Here is a 23,905-nt window from a genome sequence, read left to right as displayed (position 1 = left end):
GGGACCGTCCGCTCAGCTCTCTTGAACAAACGCGACAAGCCTCAGCAGCTCCTCGACCGGCAGCGACCCGGCCTCGCGCCGCTCGCGCGCGAACTCGTTCGCCAGCCGCTGGAGGAGCGTGTTCAGCGGAGTCGGTACGCCGTGCAGGCGCCCGAGGAGCGCGATCTCACCGTTGAGGTAGTCGGCCTCGATACTGCCCGTGCCCCGCGCGAGCGACTGCCACGAGGAACCGCCGCCGCGCGGGGTGCCGGGGAGCGGGACGAGGGTGATCTTGTCGCCGCGCAGCGCCTTCTCCTCCTGCGTACTTGTGCAAGCGATTCCCGCCGTTTTCAGCACCGCTTCCCCCTCCGCCCGCACCTGCTCCCACAGCGCCGTCGCTCCCTCCGAACCGGCCACTGCTTCCAGGGAGTTGGCGAGGTTGGTGAGCAGCTTCGCGTACTGCCAGCGCGTCACGTCGGGGACGACGGGCGCCTCGAACTTCGCCGCTTCGAGGTCCTCGGCGATGCGGTGGGCGGTGGCGTCCGTGCCGTGCGGGTAGCGGCCGAGGTGGAGGATGCCGGTCAGCGGGGACCCGGCCGCCGAGACGACGCCGGGTTCGATGTGCGCGGACGGCAGCCACACGCAGACGCCGTACACGTGCGTGAAGCGGCGCAGGGCGATGCGCTGGCCCTCCACACCGTTCTGGGCGCACAGCAAGGGGAGTTGCTCGGCAGCGGTGCCGCCCCCGGTGACCGGCGCCGGACCCCAGGCGGCGAGGGCTGCCTCGCTGTCCTGCGTCTTGACGGCGAGGATCAGGACGTCGTCGGCGCGCAGTTCGCCGAGCGCCTCAGGTCCGTCGACGACGGGGAGCCGGTACGTCGACTCGCCCTCGGGGACGTGCAGTCGCAGCCCGTTCTCCCGAAGTGCCGCGTGGTGCGCGCCGCGTGCGACCAGGACGACCTCCCGTCCGGCCCCCGCGAGACGCCCGCCGATCGTGCCGCCGACGGCTCCTGCTCCGATGATGATGTAGCGCATGGGACGAGCGTAAGGTCTGCCGGATGACCAGCGCTTTTCAGGAGACGTTCGTACTCGGCGGTGAACTCCCCGTCCGCCGCCTCGGCTTCGGCACCGCCCAGCTCACCGGCCCCGGCTACTGGGGGCCGCGCGGGGACGCCCGGGACGCGGTGGCCGTGCTGCGGCGGGCTGTCGAGCGCGGGGTGACGCTGATCGACACGGCGGACAACTACGGGCCCGGTGTCGCCGAGGAGTTGGTGGCCGAGGCGCTGTACCCGTACCCGGCGGGGGTGGTGGTCGCCACCAAGGGCGGGGTCGTGCGGACGGGCGACAGCGCCTGGCATGTGGACGGGCGGCCGGAGCGGTTGCGGGAGATGTGCGAGGCGAGCCTCAGGCGACTGCGGACGGAGCGGATCGACCTGTACCAGCTGCACCGGCTCGACCCCGGCGTACCGATGGCCGAACAGCTCGGTGCGCTGGACGAGTTGAGGGCGGAGGGGAAGATCCGGCTGGTCGGGCTGGACACGGTGACGCCAAAGCAGCTCGGTGAGGCACTGGAGTCGACGCGGATCGCGTCCGTGCAGAACCGGTACAACCTCCAGGACCGTTCTTCGGAACGGCTTCTGACGGTGTGTGAGGAACGCGGGATCGCCTTCCTGCCCTGGTTCCCGCTGGGCAACGGCACGCTCACGACCGACCCGGCGTGTACGGCCGTCGCCGCCGCGCGCGGGGTGACCGCGGGGCAGGTCGCGCTGTCGTGGCTGCTGCACCGGTCGCCGGTGCTGTGTCCGACGCCGGGTACGGGGTCGCCGGCGCACCTGGAGGAGAACCTGGACGCCGGCTCCGTACCGCTCTCGGACGAGGAGCTAGCTCGGCTGGGGTGAGGTCAACTCGACCAGTTTCACTACCGTGTTCCAGTTCCGGCTGGTGGCGACGGTGCCCTTCGTCAGGCGGGGGCGGGCGAGTTGCTCGGCGAGCTTGGAGCGGCCGAGGCCGTCGGGGGCGTAGAGGTAGAGCGCGCGGTCGCCGATGCGGAACTCCTCGGGGAGGAAGGCGACTTGGTCGATCCCGGCGAAGCGGCCGGCGTCCACGGGGGTGGAGAAGTAGGTGACGTGGAGTTGCTTCGGCTCCAACTCGGCCGCGGGGAAGGGACATGCGTCGACGATCGACTTGAGGTAGGCGTGGTCGCGGACGAGGACGTCGACGGCGAACCCGAAGCGCTCCTCGATGGCCCGCTCGACCTGTGCGGCGAGGGACGCCTCGTCACCGTCCGTGGAGAACACGGCCTGCCCGCTCTGGAGATACGTACGGACGTCGCCGTACCCGAGCCCTTCCAGCAGAGCGCGCAGGTCGGCCATGGGGAGCTTGCGGTTGCCGCCCACGTTGATGCCGCGCAGGAGGGTCGCGTAGATCGTCGTCATGGGGTCAGGGTAGGGGGCGATCGGCGCTGGTCACGGCGGCGCACCCCCGAGGGGGGAGGGAGTCGACCCCGATGCGTGTAAGGGGCCGTGGTCCTCCGCCGCGATGAGAGAGCGCGGTCCGTGGGGATGAGTGCGCAGGCCAGGACTTCACCGGTGGGCACGAGGAACGGTTCTTATCCGCGCCATACCTTCGATGCAAAGGCGAGGACAGAGGGTCGTCGTCGGAACCTGGGGGGATGGCCGGTCATGGGGAAGGCAGACGTGCGGGGTTTCGCGGCCCGCGCCGGCGGCTGGAGCGCACGCCACCGATGGGCGGCCGTAGGGATCTGGGTGCTGTTCGTCGTGCTGGCGATGGGCGTCGGCTCGGCGATGGGCCGGGTGGACGTCGGCGACGCGGACGACCTGAAGGGCGAAACGCACACCGCCGCCACGATCATCAAGGACTCCGGCATCGAGGAACCGGCCGGTGAGACCGTCCTGTTGCAGGCCAAGGGCGGTCGGCTCAAGGCCACGGACGCCGAGTTCCGGCAGGCCGTACAGGCGGTGATCGGCGCCGTCGAGAAGACCGGCCTGGTCACCGACGTCACCTCCCCGTACGACACGGACACGGTCTCGAAGGACGGGCGCAGCGCCCTCGTCCAGTTCGACATGCGCGGCGACGCCGAGACGGCGGGCGACCGGGTGGAACCGGTGCTGAAAACGGTTGCTGCCGTGCAGCAGCGGTACGCCGACTCGCTGCGGATCGAGGAGATCGGCTCCGCCAGCATGAAGAAGACGTTCTCCGACGCGTTCGGCGACGACTTCAAGCAGGCCGAGTACTCCGCCGTGCCCGTCGCGCTCGGCATCCTGCTGATCGCGTTCGGCGCGCTGGTCGCGGCGCTGCTGCCGGTGGCGCTCGCGCTCACCGCGATCATGGCGACGATGGGCCTGATGGGCGTCGTCAGCCACCTCCAGCCGATGAGTGACACCGCCGACTCCGTGATGCTGCTGGTCGGGCTGGCCGTCGGCGTCGACTACTGCCTGTTCTACCTGCGCCGCGAGCGCGAGGAACGCGAGGCCGGGCGGGATCCGCAGACCGCGCTGCGGATCGCCGCCGCGACCAGTGGGCGGGCGATCGTCGTCTCCGGGGTGACGGTGTGCGTCGCGATGGCGGGGATGCTGTTCACGGGGCTGGCGGAGTTCGAGGCGATGGGGCTGGCGTCGCTGATGGTCGTCGCGGTGGCGATGGTCGGGTCGGTGACGGTGCTGCCGGCGCTGCTTTCCTTGCTGGGCGGGCGAGTTGAGAAGGGCCGGCTGCCGTTCCTGCGGCGGCGGTCCGGGCGGGGCGTCTCCGAGAACCGGTTCTGGTCGGCCGTACTGAAGCGGGTCCTCGCCCGGCCGTGGGTCTCCGTGGCCGTCGCGGGCGGTGCGCTCCTCGCGATCGCCGCGCCCGCGCTCGGCATGAAGACCCAGAACCTCACGCTGGAGAAGGAGTTCGGCGACCGGCTCCCCATCGTCCAGACGTACGTCCGCGTCAACGAGGCGTTCCCCGGGGGTACGGCGCCCGCCGAGGTCGTCGTCAGGGCCAAGGACATCTCCGCGCCCGAAGTCCGGTCCGCGCTGGAGCGGTTCAAGGCCGAGGCGGTCGCTTCGGGGGCCTCGCGCGGGCCCGTCGAGATCAAGGTGCACCAGCGACAGAACCTCGCCTACGTGTACGTCCCGCTGGTCGGCGGGTCCGATCTGGACGAGGCCGGGAAGAGCCTGGTCAAGCTGCGCGACGAGGTCCGGCCGGCAACTCTCGGCAAGGTGGCGGGAGTTCAGGCGCCCGTCACCGGTGAGGTGGCCGGCTCGCACGACTTCAACGAGCAACTCGTGGGCTCCGTCGCGCCGGTGTTCGCGTTCGTCGTCGTCTTCGCCTTCCTGCTGATGCTGGTGTCGTTCCGCTCGCTCACCATCGCGATCACCTCGATCGCCCTCAACCTCCTTTCCGTGGGCGCCGCTTACGGGATTCTCGTCGCCGTCTTCCAGCACGGCTGGGGCGCGTCGCTGGTGGGCGCGGAAGGGGTCGGGGCGATCGTGACCTGGCTTCCGCTGTTCCTGTTCGTCATCCTCTTCGGGCTCTCGATGGACTACCACGTGTTCGTGGTCTCGCGGATCCGCGAGGCGCGGATGCGGGGGCGGACGACCCGCGACGCCATCACGCACGGCGTCGTCACCACCGCCGGGGTCGTCACCAGCGCCGCCGTCATCATGGTCGCCGTGTTCGCGATCTTCGGGACGCTGTCGATGCAGTCGATGAAGCAGATGGGGGTGGGCCTCGCGGCGGCCGTCCTCATCGACGCGACGGTCATCCGAGGCGTGCTGCTGCCGGCGGTGATGGCGCTGCTCGGGGAGCGGAACTGGTATCTGCCGAAGTGGCTGCGCTGGATGCCGGATCTGACGCACGACGAGTCGGCGGAGGCGGTCGCGGGGGCTGCGGCCGGGGAGGAGAAGACGCCGGTGAGGGTGTGAACCGGTAGGCGCTGAGGGCCCGTCGACTTCCGGGGGAGTCGACGGGCCTTCGGCGTTGGCGTCAGCCGTCAGCCGTCAGCCGTCAGCCGTCAAGAGTTGAGGGTCAGGGGTCAGGGGTCGGGAGTCGAGGGTCGGGCGAAGAGCGGTGGGCTGGGCCTACTTACACACCTTCACCCCAGTACCTCGAACATCCGCAGCCACTCCCCCGGCCCCACCTCCCCTACGAGCGCCCGCGTATCCAACCTCGCTGCCCGGAACGCCGCATCGATCCGCCGCCTCGGACGAACCCTCCGCAACGAGGCGTGCAACGACCCCCCGACCCCGGAGAACCCCACCTCGACCAGCTCGACCCACCGCCCGTACGCCCTGGCCTCGACCAGCGGCACAGACCGCCGCTCGATCCGCACCACCCCGGCATCCACCCGGGGCACCGGCCAAAACCGCGTCCGCGCCACCCTCCCGGCCAGCCGCCACTCGTACCGGGGCCAGCTCCGAACCGTCACCAGAGTCCAACTCCCGTAGTCCCCCGTCCTCTTGCGGGCGTATTCGAGCTGAGTCAGCAGCGTCGCGTCGGTGAGTCCAGGCGCCCGCAGACACCAGTCCACGATGTCCGCCGTACGCGAGAAGGGCACGTTCCCGGCGACGGAGAACGGCGTCCGAGGCGCCGGCGCGGCAAGGAAGTCCCCGCCGATCACGGCGACTTGAGGCGCTGCGGCGAACCGGGCGCGCAGCCCGGACAGGAGCCGCCGATCGATCTCGTACGCCCGCAGTTCATGGCAGCGCGGCGCGAGATGCTCGGTCAACGCGCCTTTCCCCGCGCCGACTTCGAGCATCAAGGGGACGATCTCACCGTGCGGCACGGCGAGTCGGGCAAGCTCCCGCGCGGCGGCGCGGTCCGCGAGGAAGTTCTGGGAGAGCGCGCGTGCGGCAGGGGATGGGCGGGCCATGGCCAACGTCCTTCGTCTTCCGGGTTCTTGGGGAACGGGCAGCCGTGACCCCGACCGGAAGACAGGAGATGGGCACGCCAAGGGGGCACACGCGCATTGCGTGCACCCTGATCAGGCGTACGGGAGAGAAGGACGACCCGGCGGCTCGGCCGTCAGCGGGTGTCGCACCCCGGACCGGTCAGGGTTCCGGGGAGACGACGCATCCGAATGGAGTACGTGACACCCCGGCCGAGACCGGTGTTGATGATCGCGCAGTTCGCTGCCACGAACCCGACGCTAGAAGGCCCCGGGACCCCGGGCAACGCATTTTCCGCCGGCCCCTTCACCGCTGGTACCGCGCGAGCACCAAGTTCCCGTCCCTCTCCAGCCGTTGGCGGAGTTCGTCGAGGCCGATCGCCCCGCTGTAGTACTCCTGGAGGGCGGGTGCGGCGACCTTGTCCTTCCACTCCGGGTAGCCGCGCACGGCCTGCGCGGGCGCGGGGACGAGGTGACCGGCGAGGGCGGTGCCGGTGGCCCAGCCGTGTTCGGCGGTGTGAAGCGCCGGGTCCTGCAAGGCGGTTGTCCCCGTGGGGAGCATCCAGTCGCCGAGGGCGAGGCGGACCATGTTGGGCGGGCGCAGGAGGAAGTCGAGAAAGGCGACGGCTTCCTTCTTGTGGCGGCTGTCCCGCGCGACGGACAGCGTCTGCGGGCTGACCCCTTGGGTGAGCCCGGTGGCACCGGCGGGCGCGGGAAGCACCTGCCACTCGAAGCCCTTGGGTGCCTGCTGGGAGATCTGCTGCCGGTAGGAGAAGCCGAGGGGGACCATCGCGTACTTGCCCCCGAAGAACCCGGGGAGCGTGTCCGAACCCCCGCTGCCCAGCGTCGAGTCGGAGGCGCTGTGGTCCACGTCGACCTGGTCGTGGATGGTCTGCGGTACGACCGTGTCGCCCGCGCCCATGCGGATGGTGACCTTCCCGTCGTCCCCTCGGTGGAAGAGCTGCCCGCCCGCCGAGAGGGACAGGTTGAGCGTGGCGGAGACGGGCTCGCGCAGGGGCCAGGCGACGCCGAACTTGCCGTCGCCGCTGAGCTGTTGGGTGATCTCCCTGAACTCCGGCCAGGTCCAGGGCTGTTGGGGTGTGGGGATGCGTACACCGGACGCGCGCAGCCAGGTCGCGTTGGCGATCAGGACGCGCGGTTCCTGGAGGAACGGGACGCCGTAGATGCCGTCGCCGAAGGTCGTCGTCGCCCAACTTCGGTCGGGGATATCGGACTTGAGGCGGGCGGGGAGCAGGCCGGTCAGGTCGGCGAGGTAGCCGCCGTACGCGAAGTCGGCGAGGTCGTCGGAGGCGTCGTGGATGACGTCGGGGGCGTCGCCGCCCTCGAAGGAGGTGAGGAGCTGGTCGTGGACGCTGTCCCAACTTCCCTGGACGTACTTGACGTTGATATCGGGGTGGGTGGCGTTCCACTCCTTCACGAGCGCCTTGGTGGCGGCGACGGACTCGTCCTGCCAGGCGAGGGACTGGAAGCGGAGGGTGACGCGGCCGTCGTCGCCGGAGCTGCCGGAGGAGCAGGCGGCCAGGAACGCCAGGAGCAGCGCCGCGACGAGTCTCGACGCCCCGCCCCTCCAAGCCTTCACGCGCATCAGCTCTTCACCGCCCCGGCCAACAGTCCTCCCGTGATCCGGCGTTGGATGAACGCGAACACCACCAGCGAGGGCAGGGTCGCCAGGAACGAAGCCGCCGCCAACGGCCCGAGATCCGCGACCCCCTCCGCCCCGATGAAGTGCGTCAGGATCACCGGCAGCGTCTGCTTCTCCGGCGTCTTCAGCAGCACCAGCGCGAAGAAGAACTCGTTCCACGCGGTGACGAACGCGAACATCGCCGTGGCCGCGATCCCCGGCGCCAGCAGCGGCGCGGTCACCGACACGAGCGTCCGCAGCCGCCCGGCCCCGTCGACGGCCGCCGCCTCCTCCAACTCCCGTGGCACAGCGCGGACATACCCGGTCAGCATCCACAGCGCGAACGGCAGCGCCCACACCGCGTACACGATCACGAGCCCGGCGAGCGAGTCGATCAGCCGCAGGTTCTTCAGCACCAGGAAGAGCGGGATGATCAACAGCACGAACGGGAACGCCTGGCTCACGACCACCCACCCGCCGACCGCCCGCGCGAGCCGCGTCCGGCGCCGCGCGAGGACGTACGCCATCGGGGTGGCGACGGCCACGGCGATCAGCGCGGCCGTCGCCGCGACGAGCAGCGAGTTCAACCCGGCGCGCAGCAGGGGCTGTTCGTCGAACGCCTGCCGGAAGTTGTCGAGCGTCGGGTCCCTCGGGATCCACGTCGGGTGCGAACTCCCCAGCTCCCGGGGCGGTTTGAACGCGGTGGACAGCAGCCACAGCAACGGGAAGGCGAGGAACACGAGATACGCGAGCAGCGCTGTGTATTTTCCGGCCAGCGCGGGCCGTCCGAGCCTCCTCACCGCTCGTCACCTCCCTTGAGCCGTCCGGCCAGGAACACCGCGAGGCACATCGCGACGACCGCCACCATCACGCATCCCATCGCCGCCGCGTACCCGAACTGGCCGTAGCGGAATGCCTCTTCATAGGCGAACAGCATCGGCAGCCGGGTCCGTCCGCCGGGGCCGCCGCTGGTCAACACATAGACCAGGGCGAAGGAGTTGAAGTTCCAGATGAAGTTCAGCGCGGTGATCGCGAGGGCGATCGGCCGCAGCGCGGGCCAGGTGACGGTGCGGAACCGGCGCCAGGCGCCCGCGCCGTCGACCTGCGCGGCCTCGTGGAGTTCACGCGGCGTGTTCTGGAGCCCGGCGAGCAGCGCGACGGTCGTCGTCGGCAGGCCCGCCCACACGCCGACGACGATCACGGCCGGCAACGCCGTACCGAGTCCGCCGAGCCAGTCCCTGCCGTCGCCCAACCCCAGGTTGCGCAGCGTCTCGTTGAGGATTCCGGCGTCCGGGTGGTACACGAGCCGCCACATGATCCCGACGACGACCTCGGGCATCGCCCACGGCACGATCGCCAGCGCCCGGGCGAGCCAGCCGAAGCGCAGGCCCTGGTTCAGCAGCGACGCGAGCCCGAGCGCCAGCAGGAACTGCGGCACGGTCACCGCGAACGCCCACACGAGGCCGATCCGGAACGACTCCCAGAACAGCGTGTCGTCCAGCAGGTCACGGAAGTTGAGCCCGCCGATCCACTGCGTGGCCTGCGTCCGCCCCGACTGGGCGTCGGTGAACGCGAGCAGAATCCCGTACAGCAGAGGCCCCACGCTCAGCACCAGGATCGGTACGAGCGCGGGTAACACCAGGAACCACGCCCCTCGGTCCAGCACACCCTGCCGCACCCTCACACACCACCCCTTCGCACAGCTCCGACGGGCCCCGCCATGGTCGTGAACCCACCGACCCCCGTCAAGACACCGCGCGCGGGGGCTCACCAGTGGGAATGCGACACTGGCGGCCTCATGGCCGGATCACGACAGCGGCGGGGGACGGCTCAGGCGGATCCCAGCGGCGGCGGGTGCGGTCGGGTCACCCCCAGCGGGAAACCCCACAGCAGGAAACCCCACAGCGGAAAGCGGAGGCAGGCACATGGACGAGGCACGCGCGCGCGAGGTGCTGGCCCTGGCGGAGTTGCCGGGCGCGCCGGACGCGCGGCTCCTCGCGCTCGGCGAGAACGCCGTGTTCGAGCTGGGCGATCTGGTCGTCAAGGTGGGCCGGGACGCCGAGTTGTTCGAGCGGGCGCGCCGGGAGACGGCGATCGCCGCGTGGCTCGCGAAGGAGGGTGTCCCCGCGGTCCGCGCGGCCGAGTCGGAGCCGCTGCTCGTCGACGGCCACCCGGTGACGGTATGGCACCGCCTCCCGGACGCCGTACGCCCCGCGGAACCCGGCGACCTGGCCGGACTCCTCCGCCTCGTGCACGCCCTTCCCGCACCCCCGTTCACCCTCCCCCCGCGCGATCTGCTGTCCGGCGTGGAGCGCTGGCTGCGCCTGGCCGGTGCCGCGATCGACCCGGCGGACGCGGCGTATCTGCGGGAACGGCGCGACAGCTTCGCGGCGTCGGCGGCTGCGCTCACCCCTCATCTCCCGCCGGGCCCCATCCACGGCGACGCCCTCCCCCGCAACGTCCACATCGGCCCCGACGGTCCCGTCCTCGTCGACCTGGAGACCTTCTCCACCGACCTGCGCGAGCACGACCTGGTCGTGATGGCCCTCTCCCACGACCGCTACGCCCTGCCCGCCCCCGCGTACGACGCCTTCACGGCCGCCTACGGCTGGGACGTCCGCACCTGGTCCGGCTGCGCCGTCCTGCGGGGCGCCCGCGAGACCGCGAGCTGCGCCTGGGTGGCCCAGCACACCCCCACCAACCCCAAGGCCCTGACCGAGTTCACCCGCCGGGTCGCCTCCCTGCGCACGGGCGACGCATCGGTCCGCTGGTACCCGTTCTGACCGACCGCACCTCGCACGCCCCCGCATGAGGCTGGCGCCCCTCACGCCCCCGCGCGACGTCTTCCGGCTCCCTCACGCCTCCTGCGGGACGACCTCCCGCACCGGCCACACCCCGTCCACGACCGCCTCCGCCTCGCCCTTCTTCCGCAGGAACGCCTGGAAGTCGGCGGCCCACTGCGCGTACCACCCGACCTGCCGCCGGTGCAGCTCCCCCACCCCGAGGTCGGCGACCTTGGCGTGCCGTCCGGCTATCGCGCGGGCCAGCCGGGCGGCGGCCAGGGCGTCGGCGGAGGCGTCGTGGGCGGCGTCGAGGCGTATGCCGTACTCCGCGCAGACGGCCTCCAGGTTGCGCTTGCCGCGCCGGTACCGGTCGACGTGCCGGTCGATCGTGTAGGGGTCGACGACGGGCGCGGGCTCCTGGCCGTCCAGCCGCTCGCGCAGGGACGGCAGTCCGTGCCGCCGCAGCTCCGCCGAGAGCAGGGTGAGGTCGAACGCGGCGTTGTAGGCGACGACGGGCACCCCGCCCCTCCAGGCGCCCGCCAGCGCGTCGGCGACGGCGCCCACGACCTCGTCGGCCGGCCTGCCCTCCGCGCTCGCGCGCTCGTTGCTGATCCCGTGGACGGCGACCGCGTCCGCCGGGATCTCGACCCCCGGGTCGGCGAGCCACTCGCGGCTTCCGCGCACCTCCCCGCCCACGACCTCGATCACGGCCGCGGTGACGATGCGCGCCTCCCGCGGATCCGTCCCCGTCGTCTCCAGGTCGAACCCGATCATCAGCTCCTGGTGCCAGGCCATGTCGGCCCCCCTTCTCGGTGGTGCTTTCCCCCAGTGGTCTCCACCCTGCCACGAGCCACTGACAACCGGAGGGCCGCCTTCCGCATCCCTCGCACCGGGCACCGGATTTCAGGACACAGGCCGCGAATCCGCCCAGGCCAGCTCGAACTCCTCGCGGTACGCCGGGAACAGCCCGCCCTCCTCCGCGTCCCCGGCCTTGACGAGCCGGTTGCCGCCGCGCAGCACGAGCACCGGCGCCTCCATCCCGCGCATACCGCGCAGGTACGACTGGACGACGGCGATCCCGTCGGGGCCGTCCCCGTCGACGAGGTAGGCGGTGAAGCGGGGCGTCTCGTCGTACACCTGGATCTGGAAGGCCCCGGGGTCGCGCAGCCGGGAGCGCACCCGGCGCATGTGCAGGATGTTCATCTCGACGGCCCGGCTCAGCTCGCCGCGCTTGATGCCGAGTTCCCGCTCCCGGCGCTTGACGGCGCTGGAGGCGGGGTTGATGAACAGCAGTCGTACGCGCCCGCCCCCTTCGGCGAGCCGCACGAGGCGGCGCCCCGAGAAGTTCTGCACGAGCAGGTTGAGGCCGATGCCGATGGCGTCGATCCGGCGCGCGCTCCCGAAGAGGTCCTCGGCGGGGAACTGCCGCATGAGCCGTACGCGGTCGGAGTGGACGGCGACGACGTCGGCGTACCGGTCGCCGACGAGGTCCTCGACGGCGTCGACGGGCAGCCGGCGCGCGGAGGGCACGTCGCCGCTCGTGCCGAGCATCTCCAGCAGGCGCGCGGAGGCGCGTTCGGCCTGGCTGAGGACGTTCCCGGACAGCGCGCGGTTGCGGGAGACGACGTTGCGGGTGACCTCCAGCTCGTCGAGGGCGAGTTCGACGTCGCGCCGTTCGTCGAAGTACGGCTCGAAGCAGGGCCAGTGCTGGACCATCAGCTCGCGCAGCTGCGGGAGCGTCAGGAACGAGATGACGTTGTCGTCGGCGGGGTCGAGGAGGTAGCCCTTGCGGCGGCTGACCTCGCGGACGGCGACCGCGCGCTGCACCCACTCCTGCCCGGCGGGCCCGGCCGCGGCGACGACCCAGTCGTCGCCGTGCACGGGCTCGTACACGGGCCGCAGGACCGCCGACACGACCGCGCGCAGGCGCTGTTCGACGAGGTTCAGCCAGATGTAGGCCCGGCCGGCGCGTTGCGCGCGGGTGCGTACCTCGCGCCAGGCGTCGGCGTCCCAGTCCAGCTCCGGTCCGATGGCCCCCGCCGCGTCCATGGGTCTGGCCAGCGACACCGCGCCGGGCGGGGCGTCCGCCGAGCCGCCCTCGTGACCCTCGTCACCAGGGGGCAGCTCCAGCCCTCCCGAGCCCACCCAAGCACCGCCTTCCGCTCCCCCGAGTCTCCCCGTCCCAACGATCAAGGAAGGGTACTCCGGGAGCGGTCGGCGGTGCAGCCGGATGGACAGGGTCGTTCGCGGCTGCCTCGAATCCATCGCCCTGCGGATGGGGAGGAAGTGAGCGGAGTCATAACGGTCGGCCGTCCACGGGCGAGTTGGAGAACTGGACCGACCCCGGTTCACCATACGGTCGTACGGCCCACATGTCCGCGACAACCCTGGAAGAGTCGTCCCATGCAGGTCTGGCCTGGACAGGCGTATCCCCTGGGTGCCACGTACGACGGCGCCGGTACGAACTTCGCGCTCTTCACGGAGGCCGCGGACCGAGTGGAGCTGTGTCTGCTGCACGACGACGGCTCGGAGACAGCGGTGGAGCTGCGCGAGAGCGACGCGTTCGTCCGGCACGCCTACCTGCCCGGGGTGATGCCCGGTCAGCGCTACGGCTTCCGCGTGCACGGCCCGTACGAGCCCGCGCGCGGGCCGCGCTGCAACTCGGCGAAGCTGCTCCTCGACCCGTACGCGCGCGCGGTCGCCGGTACGGTGCGCTGGGGCGAGGAGGTGTACGGCCACCACTTCGACGCGCCCCAGGAACGCAACGACCTGGACTCCGCGCCGCACATGATGACGTCGGTCGTGGTGAACCCGTACTTCGACTGGGGCGACGACCGGCCCCCGCGCGTGGACTACCACCACACGGTGATCTACGAGGCCCACGTGAAGGGCCTGACGATGCTGCATCCGGAGCTGCCGCCGGAGCTGCGGGGCACGTACGCGGGTCTCGCGCACCCGGCGGTGATCGGGCATCTGACGCGCCTGGGGGTGACGGCGCTGGAGCTGATGCCGGTGCACCAGTCGGTGAACGACCACCGGCTCGCCGACCTGGGCCTGAGCAACTACTGGGGCTACAACACGATCGGCTTCTTCGCGCCGCACAACGCGTACGCGTCCTGGGGCGACCGCGGACAGCAGGTGCTGGAGTTCAAGTCGGCGGTGCGCGCGCTGCACAAGGCGGGCATCGAGGTGATCCTGGACGTCGTCTACAACCACACGGCCGAGGGCAACCACCTGGGGCCGACGCTGTCGTTCCGGGGCATCGACAACGGGAGCTACTACCGGCTGGCGGACGACCGCCGGTACTACACGGACACCACGGGGACGGGGAACTCGCTGCTGATGCGGTCCCCGCACGTCCTCCAGATGATCATGGATTCGCTGCGGTACTGGGTGACCGAGATGCACGTCGACGGGTTCCGTTTCGACCTCGCGGCGACCCTGGCGCGGCAGTTCCACGAGGTGGACCGGCTGTCGTCGTTCTTCGACCTGGTGCAGCAGGACCCGGTGGTCTCCCAGGTGAAGCTGATCGCGGAGCCCTGGGACGTCGGCGAGGGCGGCTACCAGGTGGGCAACTTCCCGCCGCTGTGGACCGAGTGGAACGGCAAGTACCGCGACACCGTGCGGGACCTGTGGCGCGGTGAGCCGCGCACGCTCGCGGAGTTCGCGGGCCGGCTGACCGGCTCCTCCGACCTCTACCAGGACGACGGGCGCCGCCCGCTGGCCTCCGTCAACTTCGTGACCTGCCACGACGGTTTCACGCTGCGCGACCTCGTGTCGTACGACGAGAAGCACAACGAGGCCAACGCGGAGGGCAACCGGGACGGCGAGAGCCACAACCGGTCCTGGAACTGCGGGGCCGAGGGCGACACGGACGACCCCGAGGTGCTGCGCCTGCGCGCGCGCCAGACCCGCAACTTCATCGCGACCCTGATGCTCTCCCAGGGTGTGCCGATGCTCAGTCACGGCGACGAGTTCGGGCGCACCCAGCGCGGCAACAACAACGCGTACTGCCAGGACGGCGAGCTGTCCTGGGTGCACTGGCCGGACCCGGACGCGGACGGCCCGCAGGACGACGACCTGCTCGCCTTCACGCGCGCGCTGGTGTGGCTGCGCCGGGAGCATCCCGTCTTCCGGCGCCGGCGCTTCTTCCACGGCCGGCCCGTGGAGGGCACTCACGACGACCTCTCCGACATCGCCTGGTTCACCCCGGAGGGCCGCGAGATGACCGACCGGGACTGGACCTCGGCGACCGCCTCGGCGCTCACGGTGTTCCTCAACGGGCACGCCATCTCGGAGCCGGGCCCGCGCGGCGAGCGCATCACCGACGACTCGTTCCTCCTCATGTTCAACCCCTCCCCGACCCCGCTGGACTTCGTGGTCCCCGTGGACCACGGCCCCCGCTGGCACCTCACCGTCGACACCGCCCACCCCACTCCGCCGCCCGCCGGGAGCGGCCTCAAGGTGTCGGCGGGCGACCACCTGCACCTGCTCGACCGGAGCGTGGTGGTACTTCAACGCCCGGCGTAGCACGCGGGTTCCCCGGGTCCCGGTACAGAACCCCGCTCTCCCGGGTACCAACCCCTGCATGACCCCTCGACACCCCACAGCCACCTACCGGCTCCAGCTCCAGCCGGCGTTCACCTTCGCGGACGCGGCGCAGGCCGTCCCCTACCTGGCCTCCCTGGGGGTGTCGCACCTCCACCTGTCGCCGGTCCTGGAGGCGGTGCCGGGTTCGGCGCACGGCTACGACGTCGTCGACCCCGCGCGCGTACGGGGCGAGCTGGGCGGCGAGGAGGGGCTGAGGGCGCTGGCCGGCACCGCGCGGGCGCACGGTCTCGGACTGGTCGCGGACGTCGTGCCGAACCACATGGCGCTGGCGCCCCGGCACAACCGCGCGCTGTGGGAGGTGCTGCGGGAGGGCCCGGCGTCCCCGTACGCGCGCTGGTTCGACGTCGACTGGGAGGCGCGGGGCGGCCGGATGCTCCTCCCGGTGCTCGGGGGCCCGGCGGGGGACGAGCTGGAGCGGCTGCGGGTCGAGGACGGGACGCTGCGGTACTACGACCACGTCCTCCCCCTGCGCGCGGGGACGGCCGGGCTGCCGCTGCCGGAGCTGCTGGACGCCCAGTGGTACCGGCCTGTGTGGTGGCGGCTGGCGCGCACGGAGCTGAACTACCGGCGGTTCTTCAGCATCTCGGAGCTGATCGGGGTCCGGGTGGAGGACCCGGAGGTCTTCGAGGCCACGCACGCCACCCTGCTGCGCCTCCTGGACGGCGGTGTCCTGGACGGCCTGCGCGTGGACCACCCCGACGGCCTCGCCGACCCGGACGCCTACCTGGAGCGGCTGCACCGGGCGACGGGCGGGCGCTGGACGGTCGTCGAGAAGATCCTCTCGGCCGGCGAACACCTCCCCCACTCCTGGCCGGTGGCCGGGACGACCGGCTACGACGCCCTGCGCCGCGTGGACGGCCTTCTCACGGACCCGGTGGGGTACTCCGGCCTTCTGGCCGCGTACGGCCGCCTGACGGGCGCTCAGGCCGATCAGGGCGGCGACTGGCCGGCGACCGTCCGGCGGGCCGCGTACACGACCCTCACCCACGAACTCGCCGCCGAGCTCGACCGCCTGACCCGCACGGCCGTCCGCGCCTGCGCCGCCTCCCCCGACCCCGCCGCCCGCGACCGCGCCCCCTGGACCCTGCGCACGGCGCTCACGGAACTCCTGGTCCGCATGGAGGTCTACCGCCCCTACCCCTCGGCCGACCCGGCGTCCGTCCTCACCGAGGAGGCCGCCCGGCAGGCCCGCGCGGCGTTCGCGGTTCCGCAGGAGGCGGGCGCGGTGGACGTCGTCCGGAACCTGCTCCTGGGCACCGACGCGCACGGCGCCGAGCTGCGCACCCGGTTCGCCCAGACCTCGTCCGCGCTGCGCGCCAAGTCCGTGGAGGACACGGCGTTCTACCGGTACGTGCCCCTGCTGTCGGCGACGGAGGTGGGCGGCGATCCCGGGGAGCCCGCCGTGTCGCCGGACGCGTTCCACGCGTACTGCGCGCGCGTGCAGCGCGACTGGCCGACCGGCGGGACGGTCGTCTCGACGCACGACACGAAGCGCAGCGCCGACGTCCGCGCGGCGCTCGCGGTCCTGACCGAGTGCCCCGAGCGGTGGGCCGGACTGGTCGCCGGGCTCCCCGCGTTCGAGGACCCGCAGCTCGCGTGGGCGGCCTGGCAGACGGTCTTCGGCCTCGGCCCCGCCGACCCCGCGCGCCTGCGCGAGGCGCTGCTGAAGCACGTCCGGGAAGCGGGCCTGCGCACGAGCTGGACGGAGCGCGACGCGGCGTACGAGGAGGCGGTGGAGGCGTTCGTCGCAAAAGGCCCAACGGGCGCGGAACAGGTGCTGGCCGCGCGCCGGGACCTCGCCCCGCACATCCGGGCGAACGTCCTCGCGACCGCCCTGGTGCACCTGACGATGCCGGGCGTGCCGGACGTCTACCAGGGCACCGAGAGCGAGTACCTGGCCCTGGTGGACCCCGACAACCGGCACCCCGCGCGCTTCCCTGCGCCGCTTCCCGACGACAAAGCCGCTGCCGGTGACAAAGCCGCTGCCGGTGAGAAGGCCGCTCCCGACGAGAAGGCCGCCCTCACGGCCGCCGCCCTGCGCCTGCGCCGACGCCGTCCCGAGGTGTTCGGCGCGTCGGCGACGTACACGCCGTTGCCCGCGCGCGGGGAGGCGGCCGGCCACTGTCTGGCGTACGTGCGCTCCGGCGCGGTGGTCGCCGCCGTGACGCGGCTGTCGCTGCGGCTGGCCGAGGGGGGCGGCTGGCGGGGGACGGTGCTGCCGCTGCCGCCGGGGCGGTGGGCCGATGCCCTGGGGGACGGGCGGGTGTTCGAGGGGCACGCGCGCGTGGAGGACGTTCTCGGTCGTCTGCCGGTCGCCCTGCTGGAGTGCGTCGGGGCGTGAACCGGGCCGGGTCAGGCGCGCGGTGCTGGTCACGCGCCCGCGTACGCCTTGTTCCGCGCGCCCGGCGTGCGCGCCGACGCCGTACGTCCGCCGATGTCCTCCCTGCTGCTCTCCCGTACCACCGGCCTCCGGCGTCCTTGACAGCGTCTGGCGGGCGTGGGGTAGTGGGAGGGCGGAGCAGGACCTGTGACGGGGGTGAGTCTTGCCGGAGCCGCGCTATCCGACGTTGGCCGAACTGACCTCGTCCGCGCGCGCGTTGGCCGTGCGGCGGCCCGGGTTGTGCGGGATGCGGCAGGTGGGGGTCTCGCGCGCGGGACGGCCGCTGCACCTGCTGTCCGTCGGGCACGCGCGCCGGGCGGTGCTCGTCGTGGCGGGGGCGCACGCGAACGAGCCGACGGGTGGCCCCACGCTGCTGTCGCTGGCCGAACAGGTGCTGCGGGAGCGGCGGTTGCGTGCCGGGCGGTCGTGGCACTTCCTGGTGTGCGCGGACCCGGACGGCGCGAGCCTGCACAGCACGCCCGCGCCGCGCAGCCTGCTGGACTACCACCTGGGATTCTTCCGCCCGGCCGGTCCCGAGCAGCCGGAGTGGTCGCCGGCCGCGCTGCCCGCGCACCGGCTGCCGCCCGAGACGCGCGCGCTGACCGGTGTGATCGACGAGCTGCGGCCCTACCTCCAGGTGTCGCTGCACGGCACCGACCTGGGCGGCAGCTGGGTGCAGCTGACGCGGGACATCCCGGGGCTCGCGGCGCCGTTCGCGCGGTCGGCGGCGCGCCTGCGGATCCCGGTGGAGACGGGCGCCTCGGACGCGGTGGGTTGGCCGGTGTCCGGGCCCGGCGTGCACGTGATGCCGGGGCCCGGGGCGGGCGCGGCGTACCCGAGCATGCCGGACGACGCGCGCAACAGCACCTGGTACCGCACGCACCGCTACGGCGGCCTCACGGCGGTCGTGGAGGTCCCGATGTGGGCGAGCGACCTGGTGCACGACCGCGCCCCCCACCCGGACCCTCCGGCGGCCCTCAGGCACCTGTCACGCCGGCTGCTGGACGAGGCGCGGATGGTCGAGGAGGTCCACCGGGAGGCGCTGCCCCGCCTGTACGGACCCGAGGGGCCCCTGCTGCGGGCCGCGCGCTGGGGTCTCGGCCTGGTGCCGGGTCTGGCCTCGGACTGGGCCCACACGCGCCCGGCGGACACCTCGCGCGCGTACGTCAGCAGCGTCGACGCGTTCGCCCGGCGGCTGCCGCTGCGGGCGGCGGCGATGCTCCTGCGGGTGCTGCGCGAGCACGACGACCGGGCGGTGCCCCGTCTTGAGCATCTGGTGCGCGTGTGGAGCGCCTCGTTCGCCGACCAGTTCCACGCGCGCTGGGTGCCGCTCCCCCACCAGGTGGAGCACCAGTCCCGCACGGTGGTGGCGGCGGCGCTGCACGCGCGCGGGAGAGCGGCTTAGGGGGCGTCAGTCGTCCAGGGCGAACACGGCTCCGGTCTTCATGGCCATCTCGCACCGGTTGCCGAACGTCTGCTGGTACCGCACGGGCCGTCCGTTCCACTGCCCGCGCGCGGAGGCCGTGACGGGGGCGTACACGAGGGTGCAGAGGCCCTCGCGCTCCGGGACGGCCCGGATGTCCCCGCGGGCCGCCCTGAGCTGCTCGCACGCCTCGGCGGCGCGCGCGTGCCCCTGGGGGACGTCGTTGCACAGCAGGAGGGCGCCGCGCGTGTCGCTGGAGTGGCCGTCGCCCTTGGTGACGCTGATCTGGAGCCAGTTGCCCGGTAGAGCGCTCTGGGCGGCCTGCGCGGGCGCGGTGAGGGCCGTGAGGGCCAGGGCGGCGGCGAGAACGAGGAAACGTGTCATGCCGTAGGCATCGGCATCGGTGCCGCCTCACCCCACCCGGGTCACCCGAACGTGCGGCGGACGTCAGTCCGCCGCGAGGCGGTACTCCACGCGTCCGAAGGAGATCTGGTCGCCCTCCCGGACGATCGCGGCGCCGATGACGCGCCGGCCGTTGACGGTGGTCCCGTTGGTGGAACCGAGGTCGCGCAGCACCCACATGCCGCCCTGGTGGCTCAGTTCGGCGTGCACGCGCGAGACCGTCTCGTGGGTCAGGCGCAGCCCGTTGGCGGGGTCGCGGCCGATCCGCAGGGGGTGCCCGGCGCCGGGGAGGGGCAGCAGGAGCTTGGGGAGCCGCTCGGCGCGCCAGGCGTTGCGCAGCCGGACCGTGAACCCGGAGACCGCCTCGACGCTGCCGAACACCAGGCGCGAGAGGCGTTTCTCGCGGGGCAGGTCGGCGGTGAGGGCGGCGAGTTCGTCGGAGCGGCGCGCGGAGAGCGCGAGTTCCATGCGGCGGATGAACGTGTCGTGGGACAGGCGCCCCATGGCGACGCCGTCCCGCAGCACCTTCAGCGCCTTGTCGCGCTCCACGTCGGAGAGCCGCGCGGGGTACGTGTTGAACTCGAAGGACGACGTCACGCTGGTGATTGTCTTTCAGTAGCCCCCGGGTGTCCAGAAAACCGGAGAACGACGCCCCGCGCGCGCGTACTTGACGGGTTACCGCCCCGGTGGCGGCGTTCGTGGGGCGGACCGGGCGTCCATGGCCCACGATGGACGGGCCACCGACGAAGGGGAACCGTCCGTGCAGTTCGAGGTGTGGGCACCGCAGGCGTCCCGTGTGACGCTCCACGGCGACGGCATCACGCGCGCGCTGGAGCGCGATCCGCAGCGCGCGGGCTGGTGGACGGGCGACGCCCAGGCGTCCGACGGCACGCGGTACGGCTTCGCGGTGGACGACGGTCCCGTGCTGCCCGACCCGCGCTCGCGCCGCCAGCCGGACGGCCCCGACGGGCTGAGCGCGGTCGTCGACCAGGGCGCGTACGCGTGGCGCGTGCCGTGGGCGGGGCGCCCGTTGCAGGAGGCGGTGCTGTACGAGCTGCACGTCGGCACGTACACCCCCGAGGGCACCCTGGACGCGGCGGCGGACCGCCTCGGCCACCTCGCCGCGCTGGGCGTCACGCACGTCGAGCTGATGCCCCTGTGCCCGTTTCCCGGCACGAACGGCTGGGGGTACGAGGGCGTGTCCCTGTGGGCCGTGCACGAGCCGTACGGCGGCCCTGAGGCCCTCAAGCGGTTCGTGGACCGGGCGCACGAACTGGGCCTCGGGGTGGTCCTGGACGTCGTGCACAACCACCTGGGGCCCTCGGGGAACCATCTGCCCGCGTTCGGGCCGTACTTCACGGACACGCACCACACGCCCTGGGGTGCCGCCGTCAACCTGGACACGGCCGGGTCCGACGAGGTCAGATCGTTTCTGCTGGGCAGCGCGCTGGCGTGGCTGCGGGACTTCCGGCTGGACGGGCTACGGCTGGACGCGGTGCACGCGCTGCGGGACACGCGCGCGTACCCGTTCCTGGAGGAGCTGTCGGCGGCCGTGGACGCGCTCGCCGCCGAGACCGGCCGGCCGCTGTTCCTGATCGCCGAGTCCGATCTGAACGACCCCCGGGTGATCTCCCCGCGCGAGCGCGGGGGCTTCGGGCTGCACGCGCAGTGGAACGACGACTTCCACCACGCGCTGCACTGTGCGCTGACGGGTGAGTCGCAGGGGTACTACGCCGACTTCGCGCGCGCCCCGCTGGCGGCGGTGGCGAAGACCCTGACGGACGGTTTCTTCCACGACGGGACGTACTCCTCGTTCCGGGGGCGCCGGCACGGGCGTCCCCTGGACCGGTCCCGGACGGCCGCGCACCGGCTGCTGGGCTACAGCCAGACCCACGACCAGATCGGCAACCGCGCGCAGGGCGACCGCCTCTCGGCGTCCCTCTCGCCGGGCCTCCTCGCGTGCGCGGCGGCGCTGACCCTCACGGGGCCGTTCACGCCGATGCTGTTCATGGGCGAGGAGTGGGCCGCCTCGACGCCCTGGCAGTTCTTCACCGACCACACCGACCCGGACCTCGCGGAGGCCGTACGGCGGGGCAGGCGGCGGGAGTTCGCGGCGCACGGCTGGGCCGAGGAGGACGTCCCCGACCCGCAGTCCCCGGCCACCCGGGACCGCTCCTGCCTGGACTGGCCGGAGGCGGAACGCGAACCCCACGCGCGCGTGCTGGCCTGGTACCGCACCCTGATCGCGCTGCGCCACTCCCACCCCGACCTCACGGACCCCGACCTCGCCGACCTGCGCGTGGCGTACGACGAGGGCGCCCGCTGGCTGGCGTTCCGCCGGGGCGACATCCGCGTGGCGGTCAACCTCGCCCCGACCCCGGCGACCGTCCCCCTGGGCTCCCGCCCGGCCCGCGTGCTGGCCGCCTGGGAGCCCGTGGAGCCGCCGGGGGCCGACGGGGTGCTCCGGGTGCCCGGGGAGGCTTGTGCGGTCCTGGAGCAGGACTGAGGGCGGTGCTGGACGGAGCCGGCCGGCCTGCGTCGGAGCCGGACTACTCGTCGTCCTCCCGCAGCTCCGTCACCCGCTCCAGCAGGATCGCCTCCCACGCCCGCTTCAGCCGCGTACGCGCCGGCGGCAGGGCGGCCGGCGGGCCGTCGAGGCGGTCGGCGAGCTGGATGACGCTCTCGCAGCGGGCCAGCCACAGGCCGCGCAGGCAGGGGCGGGGGCCGTAGCCGGCGAGGGTGGCCGCGCGGACGGCGGCGCCGGAGCCGACGGCGAGGACGAGACCGGCGATGTCCTCGGCGGGGTCGCCGAGGACGGCGGCGGTCCAGTCGAGGACGCCGCGCACCCGCCCGTCGGCGCTCACCACGAGGTGCTCGCCGCGCAGCCGGTGGTGGACGAGGACGGCGGTCCCGGGCTGCGAGGCGAGCTGCGCCGCGCCGGGCGGGGTGAGCTGGGCCAGCCGGGCCGCGTCGAACTCGTCGGCCCCCGCGAGGCGTTCGGCGGCCTGGACGGCCATCCGGCGCAGCGCCTCCAGGGAGCGCGGGGCGGCGCGCGGCACGCCGAGCGACTCGGCCTGCCGGGTGGTGACCTCGCGCAGCCCGCCGAGCAGCCCGGCGAGGTCGGCCTCGCCGACGGCCGACACGTCGTGCTCCTCGGCGGTGCCGCCGGGCACCAGCGTGTCGAGGGTGTACGTCAGGCCGGGCGCCCACTCGCCGTGCGCGACGCTGGACGGCACGGCGACCGGCACGTGCGGGCGGACGGCGTCGCGCAGGCGCAGTTCGCGGCGCTGGCGGACGGCGGCGTCCCGGTCGGGCGCGAGGCGCAGGACGTGGCGGGTGCCGACCCACCACGTGGAGTGCCCCTCGCCCCCGGTGACCGGGCGCACACCCGGGTCGCCGTTCTTGAGGAGGCTGTGGGCCAGTCGGCGGACGGTGTCCGCGGAGGGGGTGGGTGCCTGGGTCATCGTCGCGCCGTCACAGGTCGGTGAGGTGGGCAGGTGCTCCTTGCGGGGTGCTCAGCTCACTATGACCATCTCGCGCGCGGTGCGGTTCAGCCGGCGCCCGCCGTCCTCGGTGACCGTCACGATGTCCTCGATCCGCACCCCGAACCGCCCCGGCAGGTAGATCCCGGGCTCCACGGAGAAGCACATGCCGGGTACGAGGGCCTGCCGCTCGCCCTCGATCATGTACGGCGGTTCGTGGGTCGTGACCCCGATGCCGTGCCCGGTGCGGTGGATGAAGTACTCGCCGTACCCGGCGTCGGCGATCACCGCGCGGGCGGCCCGGTCGACGTCCTGGCAGGCGGCGCCGGGGCGCACCGCGCGGAACCCGGCCTCCTGCGCCTCGCGCACGATGTCGTGGACCCGGCGCTCCTCCTCGGTGGGCTCGCCGACGTGCACGGTCCGGGTCGTGTCGGAGCCGTAGCCGTCCTTGAGGCCGCCGAAGTCGAGGACGACCATGTCGCCGTCCTCGATGACCCTGTCGCCCATCTCGTGGTGCGGGTTGGCGCCGTTCGGACCGGAGCCGACGATCGTGAAGTCGACCTGCTGGTGGCCGTGTTCGCGCAGCAGGCGCGCGAGGTCGGCGCCGACCTCGGACTCCCGGCGCCCGGCGAAGCGCACCGCGCGGATGCCCTCGAACGCGGCGTCGGCCGCGGCGCCGGCCGCCGCCATCAGCTCCAGTTCGGCCGCGTCCTTGACGGCCCGCAGCATCGGCAGCGCCTCCGTGAGGGCCGCGTACGCCGTGCCGGGCAGCGTCCGCTGGAGGGCCAGCAGGTGCAGCGCCCACGCGTTGTCGCTGACCCCGAAGCGTCCGCGCGGGTCGAGGAGGGCGGCCGTCGCGGCGTACGGGTCCTTGCCGTCGGTCCAGTCCCGGAAGGTCAGCGCGGGCGCGCCGGGCGCCTGCGCGGCGTCGGGCGCCTCCAGCGCGGGGACGACGAGGACGGGGTCCTGTCCGGGCGCGAGGACCAGCAGGGTGAGCCGCTCCGTCTCGGCGGTCGGGGCGTAGCCGGTGAGCCAGACGAGGTCGGGGCCCGGGGCGACGAGGAGGCCCGCGAGACCGGCGTCGGCGGCGGAGCGGGCCGCACGCTCCATGCGGGCGCGGTAGTCCTCGGCGGTGAAGGGTGCGGTGGCGGTCATCCGGGCCTCCGGGCGGGTCAGGGGCTACGGGCAGCATCCTGCCCGTGCGGCGGGGGCCGCGCGAGCCGGTGCGCCACCCGTCGCACCAGGGACGGGTGCTGCGCGGCTACGGCCCATCGTCGCGTATCCCGGGGCCCGGAAGCGGAAGTTTTCCACAGCCC

The 23,905-nt window shown here is 73.0% G+C and carries 19 protein-coding genes; 7 read left to right on the top strand and 12 right to left on the bottom strand.

What is annotated here, in order from left to right:
- Positions 1–12: 12 nt before the first annotated feature.
- Complete coding sequence (locus ACQCO7_RS33550; RefSeq protein WP_464075311.1) at positions 13–1,014, bottom strand: ketopantoate reductase family protein; 1,002 nt, start codon at positions 1,012–1,014, stop codon at positions 13–15.
- Positions 1,015–1,037: 23 nt separating this feature from the next.
- On the opposite strand from ACQCO7_RS33550, the gene ACQCO7_RS33545 reads away from it, so the two are divergent.
- Positions 1,038–1,877: an aldo/keto reductase gene (locus ACQCO7_RS33545; protein WP_464075310.1), complete on the top strand. Its 840-nt coding sequence runs from the start codon at positions 1,038–1,040 to the stop codon at positions 1,875–1,877.
- Here the strand turns inward: ACQCO7_RS33545 and ACQCO7_RS33540 are convergent.
- A complete protein-coding gene (locus ACQCO7_RS33540) occupies positions 1,860–2,414 on the bottom strand; it encodes a DUF1697 domain-containing protein (RefSeq protein ID WP_464075309.1) in 555 nt (184 codons plus the stop codon). The two genes, ACQCO7_RS33545 and ACQCO7_RS33540, sit on opposite strands and share 18 nt — an antisense overlap.
- A gap of 246 nt (positions 2,415–2,660) precedes the next feature.
- Here ACQCO7_RS33540 and ACQCO7_RS33535 point away from each other — a divergent pair, with 246 nt between their 5' ends.
- On the top strand, positions 2,661–4,904 hold the full coding sequence (locus tag ACQCO7_RS33535; RefSeq protein ID WP_464075308.1) for an MMPL family transporter: 2,244 nt from the start codon (positions 2,661–2,663) through the stop codon (positions 4,902–4,904).
- A 170-nt stretch (positions 4,905–5,074) separates the two neighbouring features.
- Here the strand turns inward: ACQCO7_RS33535 and erm are convergent, their stop codons facing one another.
- The 4 genes from erm to ACQCO7_RS33515 form a co-directional block, all read right to left on the bottom strand.
- Complete coding sequence (gene erm / locus ACQCO7_RS33530; protein WP_464075307.1) at positions 5,075–5,851, bottom strand: ErmE/ErmH/ErmO/ErmR family 23S rRNA (adenine(2058)-N(6))-methyltransferase; 777 nt, start codon at positions 5,849–5,851, stop codon at positions 5,075–5,077.
- Positions 5,852–6,173: 322 nt separating this feature from the next.
- Positions 6,174–7,472, bottom strand: coding sequence for an ABC transporter substrate-binding protein (locus ACQCO7_RS33525; RefSeq protein WP_464075306.1), 1,299 nt, complete (start codon positions 7,470–7,472; stop codon positions 6,174–6,176).
- Positions 7,472–8,308 (bottom strand): carbohydrate ABC transporter permease, encoded by an 837-nt coding sequence (locus tag ACQCO7_RS33520; RefSeq protein WP_464075305.1) that lies wholly within the window; start codon positions 8,306–8,308, stop codon positions 7,472–7,474. The genes ACQCO7_RS33525 and ACQCO7_RS33520 overlap by 1 nt, the downstream gene beginning before the upstream one ends.
- Positions 8,305–9,192 (bottom strand): carbohydrate ABC transporter permease, encoded by an 888-nt coding sequence (locus ACQCO7_RS33515; protein WP_464075304.1) that lies wholly within the window; start codon positions 9,190–9,192, stop codon positions 8,305–8,307. The genes ACQCO7_RS33520 and ACQCO7_RS33515 overlap by 4 nt, the downstream gene beginning before the upstream one ends.
- Positions 9,193–9,433: 241 nt before the next feature.
- Here ACQCO7_RS33515 and ACQCO7_RS33510 point away from each other — a divergent pair, with 241 nt between their 5' ends.
- A complete protein-coding gene (locus ACQCO7_RS33510; RefSeq protein ID WP_464075303.1) occupies positions 9,434–10,291 on the top strand; it encodes a phosphotransferase enzyme family protein in 858 nt (285 codons plus the stop codon).
- Between the two features lie 72 nt (positions 10,292–10,363).
- On the opposite strand, the gene ACQCO7_RS33505 is transcribed toward ACQCO7_RS33510, so the two are convergent.
- Both ACQCO7_RS33505 and ACQCO7_RS33500 read right to left on the bottom strand, forming a co-directional pair.
- The gene (locus ACQCO7_RS33505) at positions 10,364–11,086 is read right to left on the bottom strand and encodes an exonuclease domain-containing protein (RefSeq protein WP_464075302.1); all 723 of its coding nucleotides are present in this window, start codon (positions 11,084–11,086) and stop codon (positions 10,364–10,366) included.
- Positions 11,087–11,194: 108 nt separating this feature from the next.
- Positions 11,195–12,436: an SAV2148 family HEPN domain-containing protein gene (locus ACQCO7_RS33500; protein WP_464075301.1), complete on the bottom strand. Its 1,242-nt coding sequence runs from the start codon at positions 12,434–12,436 to the stop codon at positions 11,195–11,197.
- Positions 12,437–12,694: 258 nt separating this feature from the next.
- Between ACQCO7_RS33500 and glgX the strand changes: the two genes are divergently transcribed.
- The 3 genes from glgX (at position 12,695) to ACQCO7_RS33485 (ending at position 18,687) form a co-directional block, all read left to right on the top strand.
- Complete coding sequence (gene glgX, locus ACQCO7_RS33495; protein ID WP_464075300.1) at positions 12,695–14,821, top strand: glycogen debranching protein GlgX; 2,127 nt, start codon at positions 12,695–12,697, stop codon at positions 14,819–14,821.
- A gap of 58 nt (positions 14,822–14,879) precedes the next feature.
- The gene (treY, locus tag ACQCO7_RS33490) at positions 14,880–17,243 is read left to right on the top strand and encodes a malto-oligosyltrehalose synthase (RefSeq protein ID WP_464075299.1); all 2,364 of its coding nucleotides are present in this window, start codon (positions 14,880–14,882) and stop codon (positions 17,241–17,243) included.
- 202 nt (positions 17,244–17,445) lie between these two features.
- Positions 17,446–18,687, top strand: coding sequence for a M14 family zinc carboxypeptidase (locus ACQCO7_RS33485; RefSeq protein WP_464075298.1), 1,242 nt, complete (start codon positions 17,446–17,448; stop codon positions 18,685–18,687).
- Between the two features lie 6 nt (positions 18,688–18,693).
- Here the strand turns inward: ACQCO7_RS33485 and ACQCO7_RS33480 are convergent, their stop codons facing one another.
- Together ACQCO7_RS33480 and ACQCO7_RS33475 are read right to left on the bottom strand one after the other, a co-directional pair.
- Positions 18,694–19,089, bottom strand: a complete 396-nt coding sequence (locus tag ACQCO7_RS33480) for an SSI family serine proteinase inhibitor (RefSeq protein WP_464075297.1) — start codon at positions 19,087–19,089, stop codon at positions 18,694–18,696.
- 63 nt (positions 19,090–19,152) lie between these two features.
- Entirely contained in the window at positions 19,153–19,704 is a 552-nt protein-coding gene (locus tag ACQCO7_RS33475) for a DUF1707 and FHA domain-containing protein (protein WP_338687493.1), read from the bottom strand.
- A gap of 163 nt (positions 19,705–19,867) precedes the next feature.
- Between ACQCO7_RS33475 and treZ the strand changes: the two genes are divergently transcribed.
- Positions 19,868–21,613, top strand: a complete 1,746-nt coding sequence (gene treZ / locus ACQCO7_RS33470) for a malto-oligosyltrehalose trehalohydrolase (protein WP_464077347.1) — start codon at positions 19,868–19,870, stop codon at positions 21,611–21,613.
- A 43-nt stretch (positions 21,614–21,656) separates the two neighbouring features.
- Here treZ and ACQCO7_RS33465 read toward each other — a convergent pair whose 3' ends face one another.
- Together ACQCO7_RS33465 and ACQCO7_RS33460 are read right to left on the bottom strand one after the other, a co-directional pair.
- A complete protein-coding gene (locus ACQCO7_RS33465; RefSeq protein ID WP_464075296.1) occupies positions 21,657–22,571 on the bottom strand; it encodes a phosphotransferase family protein in 915 nt (304 codons plus the stop codon).
- 51 nt (positions 22,572–22,622) lie between these two features.
- The gene (locus ACQCO7_RS33460; RefSeq protein WP_464075295.1) at positions 22,623–23,744 is read right to left on the bottom strand and encodes an aminopeptidase P family protein; all 1,122 of its coding nucleotides are present in this window, start codon (positions 23,742–23,744) and stop codon (positions 22,623–22,625) included.
- Positions 23,745–23,905 lie beyond the last annotated feature (161 nt).

It is taken from the genome of Streptomyces saintjeani, from assembly GCF_055409605.1.
Note: the sequence above shows the minus strand (reverse complement) of the source record. Positions and strands in the feature narration are given on the sequence as shown.

What these genes read in the sequence shown, in the direction of transcription:
- ACQCO7_RS33480 (WP_464075297.1), bottom strand. Translation starts at nt 19,089, where the DNA reads ATGACACGTTTCCTCGTTCTCGCCGCCGCCCTGGCCCTCACGGCCCTC.
- erm (WP_464075307.1), bottom strand. Translation starts at nt 5,851, where the DNA reads ATGGCCCGCCCATCCCCTGCCGCACGCGCGCTCTCCCAGAACTTCCTC.
- glgX (WP_464075300.1), top strand. Translation starts at nt 12,695, where the DNA reads ATGCAGGTCTGGCCTGGACAGGCGTATCCCCTGGGTGCCACGTACGAC.
- ACQCO7_RS33465 (WP_464075296.1), bottom strand. Translation starts at nt 22,571, where the DNA reads ATGACCCAGGCACCCACCCCCTCCGCGGACACCGTCCGCCGACTGGCC.
- ACQCO7_RS33525 (WP_464075306.1), bottom strand. Translation starts at nt 7,472, where the DNA reads ATGCGCGTGAAGGCTTGGAGGGGCGGGGCGTCGAGACTCGTCGCGGCG.
- ACQCO7_RS33540 (WP_464075309.1), bottom strand. Translation starts at nt 2,414, where the DNA reads ATGACGACGATCTACGCGACCCTCCTGCGCGGCATCAACGTGGGCGGC.
- ACQCO7_RS33550 (WP_464075311.1), bottom strand. Translation starts at nt 1,014, where the DNA reads ATGCGCTACATCATCATCGGAGCAGGAGCCGTCGGCGGCACGATCGGC.
- ACQCO7_RS33460 (WP_464075295.1), bottom strand. Translation starts at nt 23,744, where the DNA reads ATGACCGCCACCGCACCCTTCACCGCCGAGGACTACCGCGCCCGCATG.
- treY (WP_464075299.1), top strand. Translation starts at nt 14,880, where the DNA reads ATGACCCCTCGACACCCCACAGCCACCTACCGGCTCCAGCTCCAGCCG.
- ACQCO7_RS33535 (WP_464075308.1), top strand. Translation starts at nt 2,661, where the DNA reads ATGGGGAAGGCAGACGTGCGGGGTTTCGCGGCCCGCGCCGGCGGCTGG.
- ACQCO7_RS33545 (WP_464075310.1), top strand. Translation starts at nt 1,038, where the DNA reads ATGACCAGCGCTTTTCAGGAGACGTTCGTACTCGGCGGTGAACTCCCC.
- ACQCO7_RS33505 (WP_464075302.1), bottom strand. Translation starts at nt 11,086, where the DNA reads ATGGCCTGGCACCAGGAGCTGATGATCGGGTTCGACCTGGAGACGACG.
- ACQCO7_RS33510 (WP_464075303.1), top strand. Translation starts at nt 9,434, where the DNA reads ATGGACGAGGCACGCGCGCGCGAGGTGCTGGCCCTGGCGGAGTTGCCG.